15 protein-coding genes are annotated in these 18,324 nt (G+C 73.5%); 10 read left to right on the forward strand and 5 right to left on the reverse strand.

Going from position 1 to position 18,324, the window contains the following annotated elements:
* Positions 1 to 16 precede the first annotated feature (16 nt).
* From lplAB to IE172_RS19425, 5 genes are all read right to left on the reverse strand, one after another.
* Complete coding sequence (lplAB, locus tag IE172_RS19405; RefSeq protein ID WP_190098506.1) at positions 17 to 1,081, reverse strand: lipoate-protein ligase LplAB; 1,065 nt, start codon at positions 1,079 to 1,081, stop codon at positions 17 to 19.
* Positions 1,082 to 1,351: 270 nt separating this feature from the next.
* Entirely contained in the window at positions 1,352 to 2,362 is a 1,011-nt protein-coding gene (locus tag IE172_RS19410) for an ABC transporter ATP-binding protein (RefSeq protein ID WP_190098507.1), read from the reverse strand.
* Positions 2,359 to 4,338, reverse strand: coding sequence for a dipeptide/oligopeptide/nickel ABC transporter permease/ATP-binding protein (locus IE172_RS19415; protein WP_190098508.1), 1,980 nt, complete (start codon positions 4,336 to 4,338; stop codon positions 2,359 to 2,361). Before IE172_RS19415 ends, IE172_RS19410 begins: the two co-directional genes overlap by 4 nt.
* Complete coding sequence (locus IE172_RS19420; RefSeq protein ID WP_190098509.1) at positions 4,338 to 5,288, reverse strand: ABC transporter permease; 951 nt, start codon at positions 5,286 to 5,288, stop codon at positions 4,338 to 4,340. The genes IE172_RS19415 and IE172_RS19420 overlap by 1 nt, the downstream gene beginning before the upstream one ends.
* A 76-nt stretch (positions 5,289 to 5,364) precedes the next feature.
* A complete protein-coding gene (locus IE172_RS19425; protein ID WP_190098790.1) occupies positions 5,365 to 6,918 on the reverse strand; it encodes an ABC transporter substrate-binding protein in 1,554 nt (517 codons plus the stop codon).
* Positions 6,919 to 7,124: 206 nt separating this feature from the next.
* On the opposite strand from IE172_RS19425, the gene IE172_RS19430 reads away from it, so the two are divergent.
* The 10 genes from IE172_RS19430 to IE172_RS19475 all read left to right on the forward strand — a co-directional run bounded on the left by IE172_RS19430 (position 7,125) and on the right by IE172_RS19475 (position 18,316).
* Positions 7,125 to 7,877 (forward strand): FadR/GntR family transcriptional regulator, encoded by a 753-nt coding sequence (locus IE172_RS19430; protein WP_403374496.1) that lies wholly within the window; start codon positions 7,125 to 7,127, stop codon positions 7,875 to 7,877.
* 209 nt (positions 7,878 to 8,086) lie between these two features.
* The gene (locus IE172_RS19435) at positions 8,087 to 9,109 is read left to right on the forward strand and encodes an acetylxylan esterase (RefSeq protein WP_190098511.1); all 1,023 of its coding nucleotides are present in this window, start codon (positions 8,087 to 8,089) and stop codon (positions 9,107 to 9,109) included.
* 26 nt (positions 9,110 to 9,135) lie between these two features.
* A complete protein-coding gene (locus IE172_RS19440) occupies positions 9,136 to 10,623 on the forward strand; it encodes an exo-alpha-sialidase (protein ID WP_190098512.1) in 1,488 nt (495 codons plus the stop codon).
* 87 nt (positions 10,624 to 10,710) lie between these two features.
* A complete protein-coding gene (locus IE172_RS19445; protein WP_190098513.1) occupies positions 10,711 to 11,670 on the forward strand; it encodes a dihydrodipicolinate synthase family protein in 960 nt (319 codons plus the stop codon).
* Complete coding sequence (locus IE172_RS19450) at positions 11,667 to 12,632, forward strand: ROK family protein (RefSeq protein WP_190098514.1); 966 nt, start codon at positions 11,667 to 11,669, stop codon at positions 12,630 to 12,632. The genes IE172_RS19445 and IE172_RS19450 overlap by 4 nt, the downstream gene beginning before the upstream one ends.
* Entirely contained in the window at positions 12,629 to 13,303 is a 675-nt protein-coding gene (locus tag IE172_RS19455) for an N-acetylmannosamine-6-phosphate 2-epimerase (protein ID WP_190098515.1), read from the forward strand. Before IE172_RS19450 ends, IE172_RS19455 begins: the two co-directional genes overlap by 4 nt.
* 190 nt (positions 13,304 to 13,493) lie before the next feature.
* Positions 13,494 to 15,323 carry a gamma-glutamyltransferase family protein gene (locus IE172_RS19460; RefSeq protein WP_190098516.1) on the forward strand — a complete coding sequence of 610 codons (1,830 nt, stop codon included), beginning with the start codon at positions 13,494 to 13,496 and terminating at the stop codon, positions 15,321 to 15,323.
* A gap of 100 nt (positions 15,324 to 15,423) precedes the next feature.
* Entirely contained in the window at positions 15,424 to 16,272 is an 849-nt protein-coding gene (locus IE172_RS19465; RefSeq protein WP_190098517.1) for an inositol monophosphatase family protein, read from the forward strand.
* Positions 16,273 to 16,361: 89 nt separating this feature from the next.
* On the forward strand, positions 16,362 to 17,771 hold the full coding sequence (locus IE172_RS19470; protein WP_190098518.1) for a phytoene desaturase family protein: 1,410 nt from the start codon (positions 16,362 to 16,364) through the stop codon (positions 17,769 to 17,771).
* Positions 17,768 to 18,316, forward strand: a complete 549-nt coding sequence (locus tag IE172_RS19475) for an O-acetyl-ADP-ribose deacetylase (protein WP_190098519.1) — start codon at positions 17,768 to 17,770, stop codon at positions 18,314 to 18,316. The genes IE172_RS19470 and IE172_RS19475 overlap by 4 nt, the downstream gene beginning before the upstream one ends.
* Positions 18,317 to 18,324 lie beyond the last annotated feature (8 nt).

An 18,324-nucleotide genomic window follows, 5' to 3' on the forward strand; every position in this document is an offset into this window, starting at 1 on the left:
GCGATTTGGGTGTGCGTCAGGGGACGCGCGCGATCCACTCCGGCGAGGTGAACTTCGTCCGCGCCAACTCCCGCGCGCGGGACAGTTCCTGGTCCGTCACCTTGCCGGCGGCGAGCCCGTACCGGGCGCGGAAGGAGTCGATCATCCGGTCGATGACGGCCTCGCGCGGCAGACCGGTCTGCCGGCGCAGCGGATCCACCCGCTTCCCGGCGCTCCGGGTGCCCTTGTCGGACAGCTTCTCCCGTCCGATGCGCAGCACTTCGAGCATCTTGCCGGCGTCGATGTCATACGCCATCGTCACGTGGTGCAGCACCGCTCCGGGACCGCCGTCCTGGCCGACGAGCCGCTTCTGGGCGGCGCCGGCGATCTTGCCCTGGTCGGTGGCGATGTCGTTCAGCGGCTGGTACCAGGCGCGGATGCCCATCTCGCCGAGCGCGCCGAGCACCCAGTCGTCGAGGTAGGCGTAGCTGTCCTGGAACGACAGCCCCTGCACCAGTGCCTCCGGCACCGACAGGGAGTACGTGATGGTGTTGCCGGGCTCGACGAACATCGCGCCGCCGCCGGAGATGCGGCGCACGACCTCGATGCCGTGACGTCGGGCGCCCTCGGCGTCGACCTCGTTGCCCAGCGACTGGAAACTGCCGATGATCACCGCGGGGGCGCCCCACTCCCACACCCGCAGCGTCGGCGGACGCCGGCCGGCGGCGACCTCGGCGGTCAGCACCTCGTCCAGGGCCATGTGCAGCGCGGGGGACTGAGGGCTCTCGTGGATCAACTGCCAGTCGTAGTCGGTCCAGTCGGTGGCGTGGGCCAGCGCGCGGCGCACCGCGATCCCGACGCCCTCCGAGGTGAGCCCGTACATCACCGTCCCCTCGGGGAGGGCCGCGTCGATCCGTGCCGCCAGACCGGCGGCGTCGGTGTCGGCGGGGGCGCCTTCCAGGGCGCCGTTCACGGCGTCCAGCGCCTCGTCGGGTTCGAGGAAGAAGTCGCCCGCCACGCGCGCGCGGCGCAGCACGCCGTCCTCCACATCCACGTCCACGACGACCAGCTTGCCGCCGGGAACCTTGTACTCACCGTGCACGGCTCCGCCTTTCGTTCCGCCCCTGGGGGAACACGCGCGGGGGCGGAGATGTTCCCCCGCCCCCGCACGCGCCCTCTGCCCCCGGAGATCGGTGACCGGCCCCGGTCCCTGACTCCCGGTCCCGGCTCCCGCCCCCGGGGACGACTCCGTCCCGCGCCCCCGTCCCGGGGCCGCGGCCCACCGGGATCCTGCCCCGAGCCCTGGACCCCCGGGCAGGACCCGGCCCCGGAGGCGGGTCACACCTCGGGACCGGACCCGGCGCGGGGGCCGTCAGACAGCGGCGGCGGTGTCCGCCGCCGGCTGCGGGTGCACGCAGTGCCACCGGTGCCCGTCCCCGCCGTCGGAGACGGCGGGGAACACGGTGGCGCACGCGTCGTCCGCCTTCCAGCAGCGGGTGCGGAAGGGGCAGCCGGAGGGCGGGTTGGTCGCCGAGGGCACCGGGCCGTGCAGCACGATCCGCTCGGGCCGCTCCAGCAGGCTGGGCGTGGCCGACAGCAGCGCCTCGGTGTACGGGTGGCGGGACGCGCCGGAGACCTGGGCGGCCCGGCCCTCCTCCACCACACGGCCGAGGTAGAGCACCGCGATGCGGTCCGCCAGGTAGCGCACGGTCTGCACGTCGTGGGAGATGAAGACCATGGCCAGGCCGAGCCGGGAGCGCAGGTCCACCAGGAGGTTGAGGATCTGGGCGCGCACCGACACGTCCAGGGCGCTGGTGGGCTCGTCGGCCACGATCAGCTCCGGCTCCAGGGCGAGCGCGCGGGCGATCGCCACGCGCTGGCGCTGGCCGCCGGACAGCTGGCCGGGCAGCGCCCCCATGGTGTGGCCGGGCAGACCGACCAGGTCGAGCAGTTCCTCGACCCGCCGCGCACGCTCGGCCTGGGTGCCGCGGCCGTGCACGTCCAGCGGGTCACGCAGGATGCGGCTCACGGACAGCCGCGGGTTCAGGGCGGTGGACGGGTCCTGGAAGATCACGCCGACACTGGCCCCGAAGCGGGTACGGCGTTCCGCGGCGGGCATCCTCCACAGGTCCTGGCCCTTGAAGTACACCTCGCCCTCCGTCGGGCGCTGGAGGCCGGTGACCACGCGGGCCAGGGTGGACTTGCCGCAGCCCGACTCGCCCACCAGGCCGAGGATCTCGCCGCGCCGGACCTCCAGGGAGGCGTCGGTCAGGGCGTGCACGGCGTCGCGCCGCAGCAGGCCGCCGCTGCGCGCCTTGTGCCGGACGTGGATGTGGTCGAGCCGTACGAGCGGTTCCATCGTGGTGTCCTTCGGGGCGGTCATCGGGCACCCTCCAACGACTTGGCCGACGGGCGCACCGGCGCCGGGTGGTGACAGGCGAACAGATGGTCGCCGTCGCCGGCGCCGTCGCGGTCGGTGGCGGGCGGCGGGGTGGTGGCGCACAGCTCGGTCGCGGCGGCGCAGCGGGAGGCGAACCGGCAGCCGGCGCCGAACGCCTTGGGCGCGGGCACCACCCCGCGGATCTGGTGCAGCCGTTGTGCCCCGGCCTCCAGCGAGACGACGGAGCCGAGCAGACCCCGGCTGTAGTGGTGGGCGGGGTCCGTCAGCAGGGCGCGGGTGTCGCCGGCCTCGGCGACCTGACCGGCGTACATGACCGCGACCCGGTGGGCGAGGTCGCCGACCAGGGCCAGGTCGTGCGAGACCAGCACCATCGCGAAGCCGAGTTCGTCGCGCAGCTTCACCAGCAGTTCGACGACCTGCGCCTGCACCGTCACGTCGAGCGCGGTCGTCGGCTCGTCGGCGATCAGCAGCCGCGGACTGCGGGAGAGCGCCATCGCGATCAGCACGCGCTGGCGCTGGCCGCCGGAGAGCTCGTGCGGGTAGCTGCGCAGGGTGCGCTCGGGGGAGAGGCCGACCAGTTCCAGCAGCTCGGCCGGGGTGCGGGTGCCGCCCCGGGAGGTGAGCCGCTTGAGCTGGGTGCCGATGAGCACCGACGGGTTCAGCGACGACATGGCGTCCTGGTAGACCATCGCGATCTCCGGCCCCATGAGCGCGCGGCGCTCCTTCGGCGACAGCTTCAGCAGGTCCCGGCCCCGGTAGAGGATCTCGCCCTCCGCCTCGGCGTTGCGGGCCAGCAGGCCCATGATCGCGAGGCTGGTGATGGACTTGCCGCAGCCGGACTCACCGACCAGGCCCAGGGTCTCGCCCTCACGGACGGTGAAGGAGATGCCGTCGACCACGCGGATGTCGCCGTAGCGGTCGGGGAAGCGGATCGACAGGTCACGGACGACCAGCAGGTCGGAGGCGTCCGCGGACAGCGGCGGGACGGCCGGCTCGGTCGCCTCGATGCGGGTGGCGAGCTCGGCGAGGGCGGCGTCCGCCGCGGCCCGGTCGGCGGCCGGCTCGGCGGCGGCGGCCTTCTCGGCGGTGTCGCCGCCGTCGGCACGGGCCTTGTCCGGGGACGCGGCGGCGTCCGTCATGCCCTCCGACAGGACGTTCAGCGCGAGCACCGTGATCAGCAGGCACAGACCCGGGAAGAGGGTCGCCCACCAGCCGCCCGAGAGGAGGATCTGCCGGCCGTAGGCCAGCACGCTGCCCCAGCTGGGGTCGGGATCCTGCACACCGGCGCCGATGAAGGACAGACTGGCCTCGAAGATGATCGAGTCCGCCACCATGACCGTCGCGAACACCAGGACCGGAGCGGCACAGTTGACGGCGACGTGCCGGGCGACGATGTAGTGCCGCCGGGCGCCGATCACCTGCTCGGCGGCGACGTAGTCCTCGCCGTACTGCTCCAGCACGTTGGCCCGTACGACGCGGGCGAGCGAGGGGGAGTAGACGAAGGCGATGGTGAAGATGATGACCGGGACGCTGGGCCCGAACACGGCGACCAGCACGGCGGCGAGCGCGATCGGCGGGAACGACATGACGACGTCCAGCGTGCGCATCACCGACTCGTCGGCGAACTTGCGCGAGGTGGCGGCGAGGGCGCCCAGGGCCGAGCCGATGGCCAGCGCGAGGAGGGTCGCGCCGAAGCCGATGACGAGGGAGTAGCGGGCTCCGTGCACGACGCGCGCGAACACGTCACGGCCGGCCCGGTCGGTGCCGAACCAGTGGTCGGCGCCCGGCGGCTGTGCCGGCGTGCCGGTGGCGAGCGGGTCCTGGGTGAGCAGCGGCGCGAGGACGGCACCGAGCACGACGACGAGGAGGACCCCGAAGGCGATCCGCGAGGGCAGGGGCAGGCGACGCAGGCGGGTGCCGGGCCGGAGTCGCTCGGCGAGGGAGCGTGGGGCGAACATCACACCGTCCTGATGCGCGGGTTGACGAGCAGGTAGAGCAGGTCGACGACGACGTTGACCACGAGGAAGGCGATGGCGATGGTGAGCACGGTGCCCTGGACCAGGCCGACGTCGCCCCCGTTGACGCCTTCGAGGATCAGCTTGCCCATGCCGGGCAGGTCGAAGATCGCCTCGATGACGACGGCGCCGCTGAGCATGTAGCCCACCTTGACGCCGAGTACGGTCAGCGGGGTGATCAGGGAGTTCCGCAGCACCGACCGGATGATCAGAGACGGCGGCAGACCGCTGCCGCGGGCGGTGCGCACGTAGTCGCGGTCGAGTTCGGCGACCATCGAGGTGCGGATCAGCCGGGCCAGTGAGGAGGCGACCGGCAGGGCGAGGGCGATGGCCGGCAGGGCGAGGCTCTCCAGCCAGCCGGAGAAGGAGTCGGCCGGGTTGACGTAGCCGCCGGTCGGGAAGACCGGCATGTTCAGCGCGAACTGCTGGATGAGCAGGACACCGAGCCAGAACGACGGCAGGGCGATGCCGATCATGGACAGCACCCGGAAGACCTGGTCGGGCCAGCGGTCGCGGTGGACGGCGCTGGCGACGCCGAAGACCAGGGCCAGCACGATGGCCAGCGAGAGGCCGAGGAGCGTCAGCTGGAGGGTGAGCGGGAAGGCCGTGGCGATCCGGTCGACCACGGGCTGGCTGGGCGCCACGGTGACCCCGAGGTCCCCCTGCAGCAGGTCGCCGAGGAAGGCGACGTACCGGACGGGCAACGGGTCGTTGAGACCGTTCTCCTCGGCGAACGCGGCCCGCGCCTCGGGGCTCGCGCTGTCGCCGAGCGCGTTGTACGCGGGGTCGGCGGGCGAGAACTGCAGGACGACGAAGACCAGCAGGGCGATGCCGAGGATCATCACCGGCATCATCGCGACGCGGCGCAGCGCGAGCCGGAGAAAAGCAACCATCGTGAGGTTCCTAGCGATTGGGGCGGGGGCCGCCACCCGTGAAGGCGTGGCGGCCCGTCGTCGTGGGCGTGCGGGGTCAGGCGCGGCCGACGTCGATGAAGGACAGCCCGGTGGTCGGCAGCGGCTTGAACCCGGGCAGCGAGGCCTCGCGCCAGGCGGTGGGCAGCTTGCGGTGCAGCACCGGGTAGAGGGCGGCCTCGTCGGCGACCAGGTCGGTCACCTGTCCCCACAGGTTCTTGCGCTCGGCCTCGTCGGCCTCCGCCGCTGCCTTGTCCAGCAGCGACTTGACCTGCTTGTAGGCGGCGCTGCCCGCCCAGCCGTAGCGCTTCTCCGGCCAGAAGCCGTAGTAGAACCAGCGCAGCAGCAGGTCGGCGTCGTTGCCGAAGACCGACGGGTCGCCCGGCGCGGCCATCGCCTGGAAATCACCCTTGTCGATCTTGGCGTACTGCGCCGCGGACTGCTGGATGTCGAGCTCGGCGTCGACCCCGACCGCGGCCCAGCTCTCCTTGATCAGCGGTGCGATGTCCTTGACCCAGCCGTTGTCGGTGAGCATCAGGGTGAAGGAGAGCTTGCCGGCGCCCGCCTCGGCGAGGAGCTTTCTGGCCTTGGCCGGGTCGTGCCGGTAGACGGTGGCAGCCTTGTGGAAATCGGGGTGCGAGGCCGGAACGTACCCGGTGGCCGCCTCGGCGTTGCCCAGCAGGGCGGTGGAGATGATCTTCTCGGTGTCCAGGGCGTAGTGCAGCGCCTGGCGCACCCGCTTGTCCGCGAAGCGCTTGTCGGCGGTGTTGAACATCAGGAAGAGCAGCCCGAAGGACTGGACGGACTCGACCTTGTCCTTGCCCGTGATGCCCTTGACGTCGATGTAGGGCACGTCCTCGATGGCCTGCACGCGGCCGGACTTGAGGGCGCTGACCCGCGCGGACGGGTCGGAGATCAGACGCCAGACCATCTTCTTGGCCTTGGCGGGGTGGGGGCCGTTGTACTTGTCGTACGCCTCCATGACGATCTTGTCCTCGCGCACCGCCGACACGAAGCGGTACGGACCCGAACCGACCGGCTTGGCGTCGAACGCCTTGGCGTCGGCACCGGCGATCTTCTTCGGCACGATCCGTACCACGGCTATGCGCGAGGGGAAGAGCGCGAAGGCGTACTTCAGCTTGAACTCGACCGTCGTCCCGTCGACCGCCTTCACCTGGTCGATGAAGGGCACGAACTGGGCCATCAGCGAGTTGTTCTTCGGGTCCAGGACGCGCTCGAAGCTGAACACCACGTCGTCCGCGGTGACGGCCGAACCGTCGTGGAAGGTGGCACCCTTGCGGAGGGTGGCCCGGTAGGTGGTCGCGTTGATCTTCTGCGGCATGGCGGTGGCCAGCGTCGGCCGCGCGACGAGCGTGGCCGGGTCGAGGTCCACCAGACCCTCGAAGATGTGCATGTTCGCGGCGAACGGGGTCGCGCCGGAGGTGATCATGGGGTCGAAGCCCGTGGAGAGGGGGTAGGAGAGCCCGGCCTCGATGGTGTCGGTGCTGCCGCCGGACCCGCCGGAGTCGTCACTGGTGCTGCCCGGACCGCCGCAGGCGGAGAGGCTCGCGGTGATCGCGGCCGCCGCACCGATGGCGCTGGTGTATCTCATGAAGGCGCGGCGGTCGATGCCGGCTGAGCTGCGCGGGGACAAGGATTCCTCCTGGCGGGGGGAGTCATGGCGGACGAGAATGCGGAATGGCTGATTCTGTACGACGTGGCCGGCGAGAACGTACCCCGACGGCAATGCATCAGACGTCTGATGTCTGACGCTTGATAGCGTGGGAACGTAGTCGGGCAAGGGAGAGGGGTCAAGAGGTGGCGGTGGGACAAAAGGCGATTCGGCATACCGTGCCGGAACCCAAGGCGGCGCGACAGCCGTTGCGGCAGGAGGTCGTGGACGGCATCAAGGCGTACATTCTGCGCAATCAGCTGCGTCCGGGGGATCCATTGCCCACCGAGCCCGCGCTGTGCGAGGCGCTCGGTGCCAGCCGCTCCAGCGTGCGGGAGGCCATCCGGATCCTCACCGCGCTCGACATCGTCGAGGTGCGGCACGGTCACGGCACCTACGTCGGCCGGCTCAGCCTGTCCGCCCTGGTGGAGAGCCTCGCCTTCCGCGGACTGCTCAGTCCCGACGACGACTTCCAGGTGATGAGCGACCTCGTCGAGGTCCGCGAGCTGTTCGAGCGCGGCATGTCGGAACGGCTCGTGGAGTCCCTCAGCGGCGAGCAGATCGACCGGCTGGCGTCGCTCGTCGACGAGATGCGCAAGGCGGGCGCCGGTGAGGGGCACGGCTTCGTCGAGTCCGACCGTGCCTTCCACACCCTGCTCGTCGCCCCCCTCGGCAACGACCTGATCGGGCAGCTGTCCGCGGCGTTCTGGGACGTCTACGTCATCGTCGCGCCCCACCTCGACGTCTTCACCCACGAGGACGAAGCCGCCACCATCGCCAATCACCAGCGCATCGTGGACGCCGTGCGGGACCGTGACCCCGCCGAATTCGCGGCGGCCCTCACCGAGCACTACGCGCCCGTGCGCAAGCGGATCGCGGAGGCCCGCGCCCGGCGCTGACCCGGTCGTCACGCGGCGGAGGCGGTCCCGGTGCGGGGCCGCCTCCGCCGCGTCGTGCGGGGTACCGGGCCGCGGCGACGGGCACTTGACGGTCGCCTTCCGGATCTCTAGGGTCCCAGGACAACAGACATCAGACGTCTGCTCTTAGTGCTCTCAGCGATTCGTCTGCGCTGCGCCGCGCGCACGCCTCACCCATCGGGGCCCCCTTCATGCCACTGACGGACCTCACCCTTGCCCAGTGCCTCGCACTCCGGCCCGACCTCGACGAACCCGCCGACCTCGACGCGTTCTGGGACCGGACCCTGCGCGAGGCCCGAGCGGCCGGCGGCTCCCCGCGGTTCACCCCCGTCGACTCGGGCCTGAGCCAGGTCACGACCTACGACGTGTCCGTGCCCGGATTCGGGGGCGAGCCCGTGCGGGGCTGGCTGCACCTGCCCGCCGGGGCCGACGGCCCGCTCGGCTGCGTCGTGGAGTTCCTCGGCTACGGCCGCGGCCGCGGCCTGCCGCACGAGCAGGTCCTCTGGGCGACCGCCGGCCATGCGCACTTCATCATGGACACCCGCGGCCAGGGCTGGTCCACCGCCGGCGGGGACACCCCCGACACCGTCACCCTCAACGGCGATGTGCCCGGCTTCCTCACCCGGGGAGTGGACAGCCCCTACAACCACTACTACCGGCGCGTCTACACCGACGCCGTGCGCTTCGTCGAGGCCGCCCTTGCCCACCCGGCGGTCGACCCCGACCGGGTCGTCGTCACCGGGCACAGCCAGGGCGGCGGCATATCCCTCGCGGTCGCCGGGCTCGTCCCGGGCCTGGCGGGCGTCATGCCCGACACCCCGTTCCTGTGCGACATCCGCCGCGGCGCACTGATCGCCGGCGCGCCGCCCTACACCGAGATCGCGGAGTACCTGAGCCTGTACCGCGACCGCACCGAGACCGTCTTCACCACCCTGTCCTACGTCGACGCGGCCCTGCTCGCCTCCCGCGCCACCGCACCGTCCCTGTTCTCCATCGCCATGATGGACGGCATCTGCCCGCCCTCCACCTGCTTCGCCGCCTATCACCGCTACGGAGGCGCGAAGGACCTGCGGGTCTACGAGTTCAACGGCCACGAGGGCGGCGGCGGCCACCACCGCCGCGAGCAACTCGCCTGGGTCCGGGACCTGCTCACCTCACCCCACGCCCTCGACGACCCAGCCCCCTCCACCCTGCACGATCCCCAACTCGCCTGACCCCACTCCCGAGAAGAGGCCCGTTCATGCAGCGTAGAGTCACCCTGGCCACCGCCACCGCCGGCGCCACCCTGGCCCTCCTGATCGCTGGCACGCCCACCGGGTACACCGCCGGCCAGCAGGCCGCCGCCCCCGCTCCCGGCACCCTCACCTCGCAGAACATCGCCACCGCCGGGACCGGCTCCCCCTACTACCGCATCCCCGCCCTCACCCGCACCACCAAGGGCACCCTGCTCGCCGCGTACGACGCCCGGCCCACCCTCGCGGACCTGCCCGGCAACCTCGGTGTGGTCCTGCGCCGCAGCACCGACGGCGGCACCACCTGGCAGGCCCAGCAGGTGGTCCGCAAGGAAGCCGCCCCCAAGGGCTTCGGCGACCCCAGCCTCCTCGTCGACCGGGAGACGGGCCGCGTCTTCGTCTTCTACGCCGCCTCCGTCCACCAGGGCTTCTTCGGCTCCGCCACCGGCAACGACGAGAACGACCCGAACGTCCTCCAGGCCGACTACAGCTACTCCGACGACGACGGCCTGACCTGGAAGCACGAGCGGATCACCGCCGAGATCAAGAACCCGGCCTGGGCCGGCATGTTCGCCGCCTCCGGCGAGGGCATCCAGCTGCGCCACGGCACGTACAAGGGCCGCCTCATCCAGCAGTACGCGATCCGCAACAACGGCGCCAACTACGCGGTCAGCGCCTACAGCGACGACCACGGCGCCACCTGGAAGATGGGCACCCCGGTCGGCCCCGGCGGCGACGAGAACAAGACCGTCGAACTCTCCGACGGCCGCGTCATGCTCAACAACCGCTCCGCCCCCTACCGCACGGTCGCCTACTCGACCGACGGCGGTGTCACCTACACACCGTTCCAGCAGGACAGGGAACTGCCCGACCCCGCCAACAACGGCGCCGTCATGCGCTTCGCCCCCGACGTGGCCGCGACGCACCCGCGCGCCCAGTGGCTGATGTTCAGCAACACGGCGACCACCAACAGCCGCAGCAACCTCACCGTACGGCTCTCCTGCGACAACGGGCAGAACTGGCCCGTCCGCAAGACCGCGGAGGCCGGTTCGGCCGCCTACTCCACCATCACCCCCCTCGGCAGCGGCACCATGGGCGACGACCGGATCGGCATGCTGTGGGAGCGCGCCAACTACCAGCACATCACCTACTCCTCCTTCGACCTGCAGTGGCTCGGCGGCGTCTGCGCGCCCGTCACCATCACCCCGCCCGCCTCCCTGCCCGCGGGGAAGACCACCGAGGTCACCGTCCGCGTCGTCAGCCAGAACGACAAGGACCTGCCCTCCGGATCGGTCTCCCTCACCCTGCCCTCCGGCTGGAGCGCCCCGGCCGTCACCGTGCCCGCGCTCAAGCCCGGCCAGGGAGCCAACATGAGGATCCCCGTCACCGTCCCGGCGAACGCCACCGCGGGCGCCGTGCCGACGACCGCCACCTACCTCGTGCGCGGCACCCAGCGGTCCTACGGTGACCACACGCTCACCGTGACCGCCCCCTAGCACCCCCGCCGCCGGGCCGCCCGCGCGCCACCGGCCGCGGGCGGCCCGCCCACCCCGTACCACCGTCCGCACAGCCCAGGAGTCACCATGTCCTCGTCCCAGCCCCTCCGCGGTGTCGTGCCGCCCGTCTGCACCCCCCTGGATGCGTCGGGCGACGTCGACACCGTCTCGCTCACCCGGCACGTGGAACACCTCGTGAGCGGGGGAGTGCACGGGCTGTTCGCCCTGGGCTCCAGCAGCGAGGTCGCCTTCCTCACCGACCGGCAGCGCGACGTGACACTGCGGACCGTCGTCGAGACCGTCGCCGGCCGCGTGCCCGTCCTCGCCGGCGTCATCGACACCACCACCCCCCGCGTCCTCGTCCACGCCGAGGCCGCCCGCGACGCGGGCGCCGACGCCCTGGTCGCCACCGCGCCGTTCTACGCCCGCACCCACCCCGTCGAGATCGCCCACCACTTCCGCACCCTGCGCTCCCGCGTCGACCTGCCCCTGTACGCCTACGACCTCCCGGTCTCGGTGCACAGCAAGCTGTCGCCCGCCCTGGTCCGCGCACTCGCCGAGGACGGCACCCTGGCCGGCCTCAAGGACAGCAGCGGCGACGAGGGCGGCCTGCGCCGGCTCATCGTCGAGCTCGGCGGACGCCACGGCCGCGCCGACGGCCCCGCCCCCGCCTTCAGCATCCTCACCGGCTCCGAACTCACCGTGGACGCCGCCCTGCTGGCCGGCGCCGACGGTGTCGTCCCCGGCCTCGGCAACGTGGACCCCGCCGGTTACGTACGCCTCTACGACGCCGTGCGCGGCGGCGACTTCGACGGCGCCGTCAAGGAACAGGAACGCCTGGTCGAGCTGTTCGGCATGGTCGACGCCGGACCGGAGGGCGAGATGGGCCGCAACTCCTCCGCCATCGGCGCGTTCAAGCACGCGCTGCGCCTGCTCGGGGTGTTCGCCGAGGGCACCACCGCCGCACCGCAGGTCCAGCTCGGCGACGCCTCCGTCGCCCTCGTCGAGGAGCGGCTGCGCTGCGCCGGCCTGCTTCCCGTCCGATGACGGCACACGTTCCGGGCGGCGCACCGGTGATCGGCCTCGACCTGGGCGGCACGAAGATCGCCGCCGCTCTCGTCGCGGCCGACGGCACCGTCCTCGCCCGGCACTCCCTGCCCACCCCGGCGACGGCGGGCGCGGAGGCGGTGCTCGACGCGCTGGCCCGGGAGGTCCGCGCGGTGTGGACACCGGCCGCGGCGGCCGTCGGGGTCGCCGCCGCCGGCGTCATCGACCCGGTCGGCGGCACGGTCACCAGCGCCACCGACACCATCCGCGGCTGGGCCGGCACGGCCCTGGCCACCGGCCTCGCCGCCCGCACCGGCCTCCCGGTCGCCTGCGACAACGACGTACGCGCCGCGGCGGCCACCGAACTGTCCGGCCCGCACGCCGACGGGAACGAGACCGGCACGACCCTGATCTACGCCGCCGTCGGCACCGGCGTGGGCGGCGCCGTCGCCGTGGACGGGCGCATGCTGCACGGGGCGGCCGGGATCGCCGGGCACCTCGGGCACCTGCCGAGCCCCGAGGCCGAGGGACTGCCCTGCACCTGCGGCGCCATCGGGCACCTCGAGGCGATCGCCGCCGGCCCCGGCATCACCGCCCACTACACCCGGACGAGCGGACTGCCCGCCGACCGCCTGGAAACGGTCGCCGCCCGCGCGGCCGAGGGCGAGCCGCACGCCACCGCGGCCATCGTGCTCGGCGCCCGGGCCGTCGGCCGTGCCCTGGGCGGCCTCGCCAACGCGCTGGGGGCCCACCGCGTGGTCGTCGGCGGCGGAGTGCCCCGCATCGGCGCCCGCTACCTGGACGCACTGAACACGGCGTTCGCCGCCGAACTCATGCCCCCCTTGCGGAAACTGCGGCCCGTACCGCCCCGCGGCGGAACCGACGCCGCGGTCCTCGGCGCGGCCGCGCTGACCCGCACCCTGCCCCTGCACCACCCCCACACCACCGGAGCACCGCGATGACCCCGCCCCTGGCCGAGGCCCTCGAGGGCCGACTGATCGTGTCCTGCCAGGCCCCGCCCGGCGACCCGATGCGGCACACCGACACCCTGGTCCGGATGACCCTCGCGGCACGGGCCGGCGGCGCGGCGGCCGTCCGGGTCAACGACCCGGAGGTCGTCGCCGCCACCGTCGCCGCCGTCGACCTCCCGGTGATCGGCCTGTGGAAGGACGGCGACAGCGGTGTCTTCATCACCCCGACCGTGCGCCACGCCCTCGCCCTGGTGGACGCCGGCGCGGCGGTCGTCGCGGCCGACGCCACCGCCCGCCCCCGCCCCGACGGCAGCACCTTCGCCGAACTCGTCGAGGCCGTCCACGCGGCCGGCGCCCTGGTGATGGCCGATGTGTCGACCTTCGACGAGGGCCGCGAGGCCGCCGAGCGGGGAGCCGACTTCGTGGGCACGACCCTCTCCGGCTACGTGCCCGGCTCACCCGTGCAGACCGCCCCCGACCTCGCCCTCGTCGCCGACCTCGCCGCCGCGCTCACCGTTCCCGTGATCGCCGAGGGCCGCATCGCGACCCCGGAGCAGGCCGCCCGGGCACTCGAAGCGGGCGCCCTCAGCGTCGTCGTGGGCACCGCGATCACGGCCCCGACCGCCCTGACCCGCACGTTCGCGGACGCCCTCGCACCCTGACGGGCCCCGGCCGGAGGACGAACGGCGAAGCATGGCACGCGGGGCGGGACGCCCACCGGCCTCCCGCCCCGCGCCGCGCACGCCTTCACCAACCCCTGACACGCCCCCGGCACCGCCGTGCACACCCGGTCGATAGCCTGCTGCCTGTTCGAGGCCCGAGGTCACCGGCGCGCGCACTTCGAGGTGAGAGATGCAGTTCACCACCCGTCCCACCCTCCAGGGCACCTTCGGCATGGTGTCCTCCACGCACTGGCTGGCCTCCCAGTCGGCGATGGCCGTGCTGGAGGACGGCGGCAACGCCTACGACGCCGCCGTGGCCGGCGCCTTCGTCCTGCACGTGGTCGAACCGCACCTCAACGGACCGGCCGGCGAGGTGCCGATCCTGCTCGCGCCGGCCGGCGGGGAGGTGCGGGTGCTGTGCGGGCAGGGCGTCGCACCGGCCGGGGCGACCGTCGCCCACTACAAGGGGCTCGGCCTGGACCTGGTCCCCGGCACCGGACCGCTCGCCGCGGCCGTGCCCGGCGCCTTCGACGCCTGGATGCTGCTGCTGCGCGACCACGGCACCAAGTCCCTCGCCGACGTCCTGAAGTACGCCATCGGCTACGCCGAGGACGGGCACCCGCCCGTGGAGCGCGTCGGCCGGACCGTCGAGACCGTACGCGAACTGTTCGAGACGGAGTGGACGTCCTCCGCCGAGGTGTACCTGCCCGGCGGCCACCCCCCGCGCCCCGGCGAGCTGCTGCGCAACCCCGCCCTGGCCGCCACCTGGAAGCGGCTGCTCGCCGAGGTCGCGGGGGCGGGGGACAGGGAGGAACAGCTGGACGCGGCGCGGGAGGTGTGGCGGACCGGGTTCATCGCCGAGGCCCTGGTCCGCCAGTCGGAGCGCCCCACCCTGGACACCAGCGGCGAGCGTCACCGCGGCACCCTCACCGCCGCCGACCTCGCCGGCTGGTCCGCCGGCTACGAGGCCCCGGTGACCTACGACTACGGCGACTGGACCGTGTGCAAGGCGGGCCCCTGGAGCCAGGGCCCGGTGCTGCTCCAGCAACTCGCCCTGCTCCCGCCCGAACTGCCCCCCTACGGCTCCGCCGACTACCTGCACCTGCTGATCGAGGGCTGCAAGCTCGCCATGGCCGACCGTGAGGCCTGGTACGGGGACGCCGCCGAGGTGCCGCTCGACGACCTGCTGTCGGCCGAGTACAACGCCGAGCGGCGGACCGCGGTCGGCCCCCGTGCCTCCCTCGACCTGCGCCCCGGCAGCCCCGGCGGGCGCGTCCCGCGGCTGAGCGCCCACGCGCGGGTGGTGGCCACCGAGGACCCGGGCGCCGGCCCGATGGGCGCCGGCGAGCCCACCGTCGCCAAGGGCCCCACGTCCCCCGTGCCCGGCGAACCCGAGGTCACCGCCGACGGCGGCACCCGCGGCGACACCTGCCACCTCGACGTCGTCGACCGCTGGGGCAACATGGTCGCGGCCACCCCCAGCGGCGGCTGGCTCCAGTCCAACCCGGTCGTGCCCGAACTGGGCTTCCCCCTCGGCACCCGGCTGCAGATGACCTGGCTGGAGGAGGGCCTGCCCAACACCCTCACCCCCGGCCGCCGGCCCCGGACCACCCTCACCCCGTCGCTCGCGCTGCGCGACGGCGTGCCCGTCATGGCGTTCGGCACGCCCGGCGGGGACCAGCAGGACCAGTGGCAGCTGCACTTCTTCCTCGCCGTCGTCCTGCGCGCGAAGGTACGCGGCGGACTCGACCTCCAGGGCGCCGTCGACGCCCCGAACTGGCACAACGACAGCTTCCCCGGCTCCTTCTACCCGCGCGGCATGCGCCCCGGCAGCGTCACCGTCGAGTCCCGCACCGACCCGGCGGTGGTGGACGCGCTGCGCCGCCGCGGCCACCAGGTCACGGTCGGCGACGCCTGGTCGGAGGGCCGGCTCTGCGCCGTCGCACGGGACCCCGCCACCGGCGTCCTCTCCGCGGCCGCGAACCCGCGCGGTCAGCAGGGCTACGCCGTGGGCCGCTGAGCCCACTCACCGGGCGGCCGGCACCCCATTTTCATGCCCTTTCCACCCGGGGTGCACCGGGAGGGACGGGAATGTCAGAGGCGCGTGCTCTCATGGAGACATGATCGAGAACCACAACGAAACCATCGACGAGTTTCTCACCCGGCGCTCCCCCGACGTGGAGGACGCCGTCCGCAAGGCCGCCGCGCAGGAGATCATGCCGCGCTGGCGGCGCCTGGCCGACCACGAGGTGGACCGCAAGGCGGGCCCGCACGACCTGGTGACGGACGCCGACCGCAACGCCGAGCTGTACCTCACCGGGGTGCTCGCCGCCCTGCTGCCCGGCTCCGTGGTCGTGGGCGAGGAAGCGGTGCACGCCGACCCGGCCTCCTACGAGGCGATACGGGGCGACGCGCCGGTCTGGATCGTCGACCCCGTCGACGGAACCCGCCAGTTCGTGCACGGCGAGTCCGGTTTCTGCACCCTGGTCGCCCTCGCGGTGCGCGGCGTCGTCCACGCCTCCTGGACCTACGCCCCCGTCCACGACCGGCTCGCCACGGCCGTCCGGGGACACGGCGCCCACCTCGACGGGGAGCGGCTGCGCGCCGGCTCCCCGCTGCCCGGCCAGGACCTGCGGGTGGCCACCTCCCACCCGGACTTCACCACGGACGCCCAGAAGCGCTCCCTGCTCGGTCTGCGGACGGACGGGGTCGCGCCCCGCCCCTGCGGCTCGGCCGGGCTGGAGTACCTGGCCGTCGCCCGCGGCGAGTCCGACGCCACCGCCTTCGGCTGGGAGGCGGCGTGGGACCACGCGGCCGGACTGCTCCTCGTGGAGGAGGCGGGAGGCACCCACCTCACCCGCGCGGGCAGGCCCTTCGACATCCGGGGCGGCAACACCCTGCCCTTCACCGCGGCCCGGGACGCCGCCACCGCGCACCGGGTGGTGGGACTGCTGGAGGAGGCGGCCTGACCGGAGCGGCCCGGAGGGCCGCCGGAGCCCCGGCATATCCTGAACCTCCAGTGGCCACCCGCTGACAAAGGAGTCCGAAGGTGCCGTCGATGCTCGATGCGGTCGTGGTGGGGGCGGGGCCGAACGGGCTGACCGCCGCCGTGGAGCTGGCCCGGCGCGGCTTCTCGGTGGCCCTGTTCGAGGCGAAGGGCACCGTGGGCGGCGGCGCCCGCACCGAGGAGCTCACCCTCCCCGGATTCCGCCACGACCCGTGCTCCGCCGCCCACCCCCTCGGCGTCAACTCACCCGCGTTCCGCGCCCTCCCGCTGGAGCGCTACGGCCTGGAGTGGCTGCACGCGCCGCTGCCCATGGCCCACCCCTTCCCGGACGGCACGGCGGCCGTGCTGTCCCGGTCGGTCGCCGAGACGGCCGCCTCCTTCGGACCGCGCGACGCCGGCGCGTACCGCCGCCTCGTCGAGCCCTTCCTGCCCCGGTGGGACACCCTGGCCCGCGACTTCATGTCGCTGCCGCTGACCGCCCTGCCCCGCGACCCGGTCACCCTCGCCCGCTTCGGCCTGGTCGGACTGCCCCCGTCGACCTGGCTCACCCGCCGCTTCCGCGACGAGCGGGCCCGCACCCTGTTCGCCGGTCTCGTCGCCCACGTCATGGCTCCCCTGAGCGGCTTCGCCACGGGCGCCGTCGGCCTGGTTTTCGCCCTCGCCGCGCACGCCCGCGGCTGGCCCGTCGCCCGCGGCGGCTCCCAGGCGCTCTCCGACGCCCTCGCCGCATACCTGAAGGACCTCGGCGGCACCGTCCACACCGACTACGAGGTCAAGCGCCTCGACGACCTGCCGCCCGCCCGCGCCTACGTCTTCGACACCTCGCCCACCGCCCTCGCCCGCATCGCCGGCTTCGGCGACCACTACGCGAACTACCGCTACGGCCCCGGCGTCTTCAAGATCGATTACGCCCTGGACGGCCCCGTGCCGTGGACCGCGCCCGAGGCCCGCAGGGCCGGCACCGTGCAGATCGGTGCCGACAGCGGCGAGATCGGCGCCGCCCTGCGCGCCGCCTCCCGCGAGGGACGCGCTCCCGACGCCCCGTTCCTCATCACGGTGCAGCCCGGTGTCGCCGACCCCACCCGCGCCCCCGCCGGCCGACACGTCTTCTGGGCCTACGGCCATGTGCCGAACGGCTGGACCGGCGACCTCACCGACGCCGTCGAGCGCCAGCTGGAGCGCTACGCCCCCGGCTTCCGCGACCGCGTACTGGCCCGGGCCACCGCCGGACCGCCCGAACTCGCGGCCCGCAACGCCAACTACGTCGGCGGGGACATCGCCACCGGCGCCGCCTCCGGGCTCCGCCTGCTGCTGCGCCCCAGGCTGTCCCTGTTCCCCTACGCCACCCCGCACCCCGCCGTCTTCATCTGCTCGTCGGCCACCCCGCCCGGTCCCGGCGTGCACGGCATGTCGGGCCACAACGCCGCGAAGGCCGTCTGGAAGAGGCTGCGACAGACATGACCCCCACCCTCACCCTCGTCCGGGGCGACATCACCCGCCAGAGCGCCGACGCCCTCGTCAACGCGGCCAACTCCTCCCTGCTCGGCGGGGGCGGCGTCGACGGCGCCATCCACCGCGCGGGAGGCCCCGAGATCCTGGCCGAGTGCCGCGCCCTCCGTGCGGCCCTCCCCCACTCGCGGCTTCGCTCGAGCGGGGGGACCCCCACCGGCAGGGGACTGCCCACCGGGCAGGCGGTGGCCACCACCGCGGGCCGCCTGGACGCCCGCTGGGTGATCCACACCGTCGGCCCCGTGTACCAGGGACCCGGCAGCGATCCCGCGCCGCTCGCCTCCTGCTACCGGGAGTCGCTGCGCGTGGCCGACGAGCTGGGCGCCCGCACCGTCGCCTTCCCGGCGATCTCCACCGGCGTGTACCGCTGGCCGCTGGACGACGCGGCCCGCATCGCGGTCGGGACGGTGCGGAACACGCCGACGGCCGTCGAAGAGGTGAGGTTCGTCCTCTTCGACGACCGGGCCCACGAGGCGTTCGCCGCGCAGGCGGGCTGAGACGAGGC

The sequence above is a fragment of the Streptomyces griseoflavus genome, from assembly GCF_014649995.1.
Classification (GTDB): domain Bacteria; phylum Actinomycetota; class Actinomycetes; order Streptomycetales; family Streptomycetaceae; genus Streptomyces; species Streptomyces griseoflavus.

Coding starts and splice junctions, on each gene's coding strand:
- IE172_RS19410 (WP_190098507.1), bottom strand. CDS start 2,362: ATGACCGCCCCGAAGGACACCACGATGGAACCGCTCGTACGGCTCGAC.
- IE172_RS19415 (WP_190098508.1), bottom strand. CDS start 4,338: ATGTTCGCCCCACGCTCCCTCGCCGAGCGACTCCGGCCCGGCACCCGC.
- IE172_RS19420 (WP_190098509.1), bottom strand. CDS start 5,288: ATGGTTGCTTTTCTCCGGCTCGCGCTGCGCCGCGTCGCGATGATGCCG.
- IE172_RS19425 (WP_190098790.1), bottom strand. CDS start 6,918: ATGAGATACACCAGCGCCATCGGTGCGGCGGCCGCGATCACCGCGAGC.
- IE172_RS19435 (WP_190098511.1), top strand. CDS start 8,087: ATGCCACTGACGGACCTCACCCTTGCCCAGTGCCTCGCACTCCGGCCC.
- IE172_RS19440 (WP_190098512.1), top strand. CDS start 9,136: ATGCAGCGTAGAGTCACCCTGGCCACCGCCACCGCCGGCGCCACCCTG.
- IE172_RS19445 (WP_190098513.1), top strand. CDS start 10,711: ATGTCCTCGTCCCAGCCCCTCCGCGGTGTCGTGCCGCCCGTCTGCACC.
- IE172_RS19450 (WP_190098514.1), top strand. CDS start 11,667: ATGACGGCACACGTTCCGGGCGGCGCACCGGTGATCGGCCTCGACCTG.
- IE172_RS19455 (WP_190098515.1), top strand. CDS start 12,629: ATGACCCCGCCCCTGGCCGAGGCCCTCGAGGGCCGACTGATCGTGTCC.
- IE172_RS19460 (WP_190098516.1), top strand. CDS start 13,494: ATGCAGTTCACCACCCGTCCCACCCTCCAGGGCACCTTCGGCATGGTG.
- IE172_RS19465 (WP_190098517.1), top strand. CDS start 15,424: ATGATCGAGAACCACAACGAAACCATCGACGAGTTTCTCACCCGGCGC.
- IE172_RS19470 (WP_190098518.1), top strand. CDS start 16,362: ATGCTCGATGCGGTCGTGGTGGGGGCGGGGCCGAACGGGCTGACCGCC.
- IE172_RS19475 (WP_190098519.1), top strand. CDS start 17,768: ATGACCCCCACCCTCACCCTCGTCCGGGGCGACATCACCCGCCAGAGC.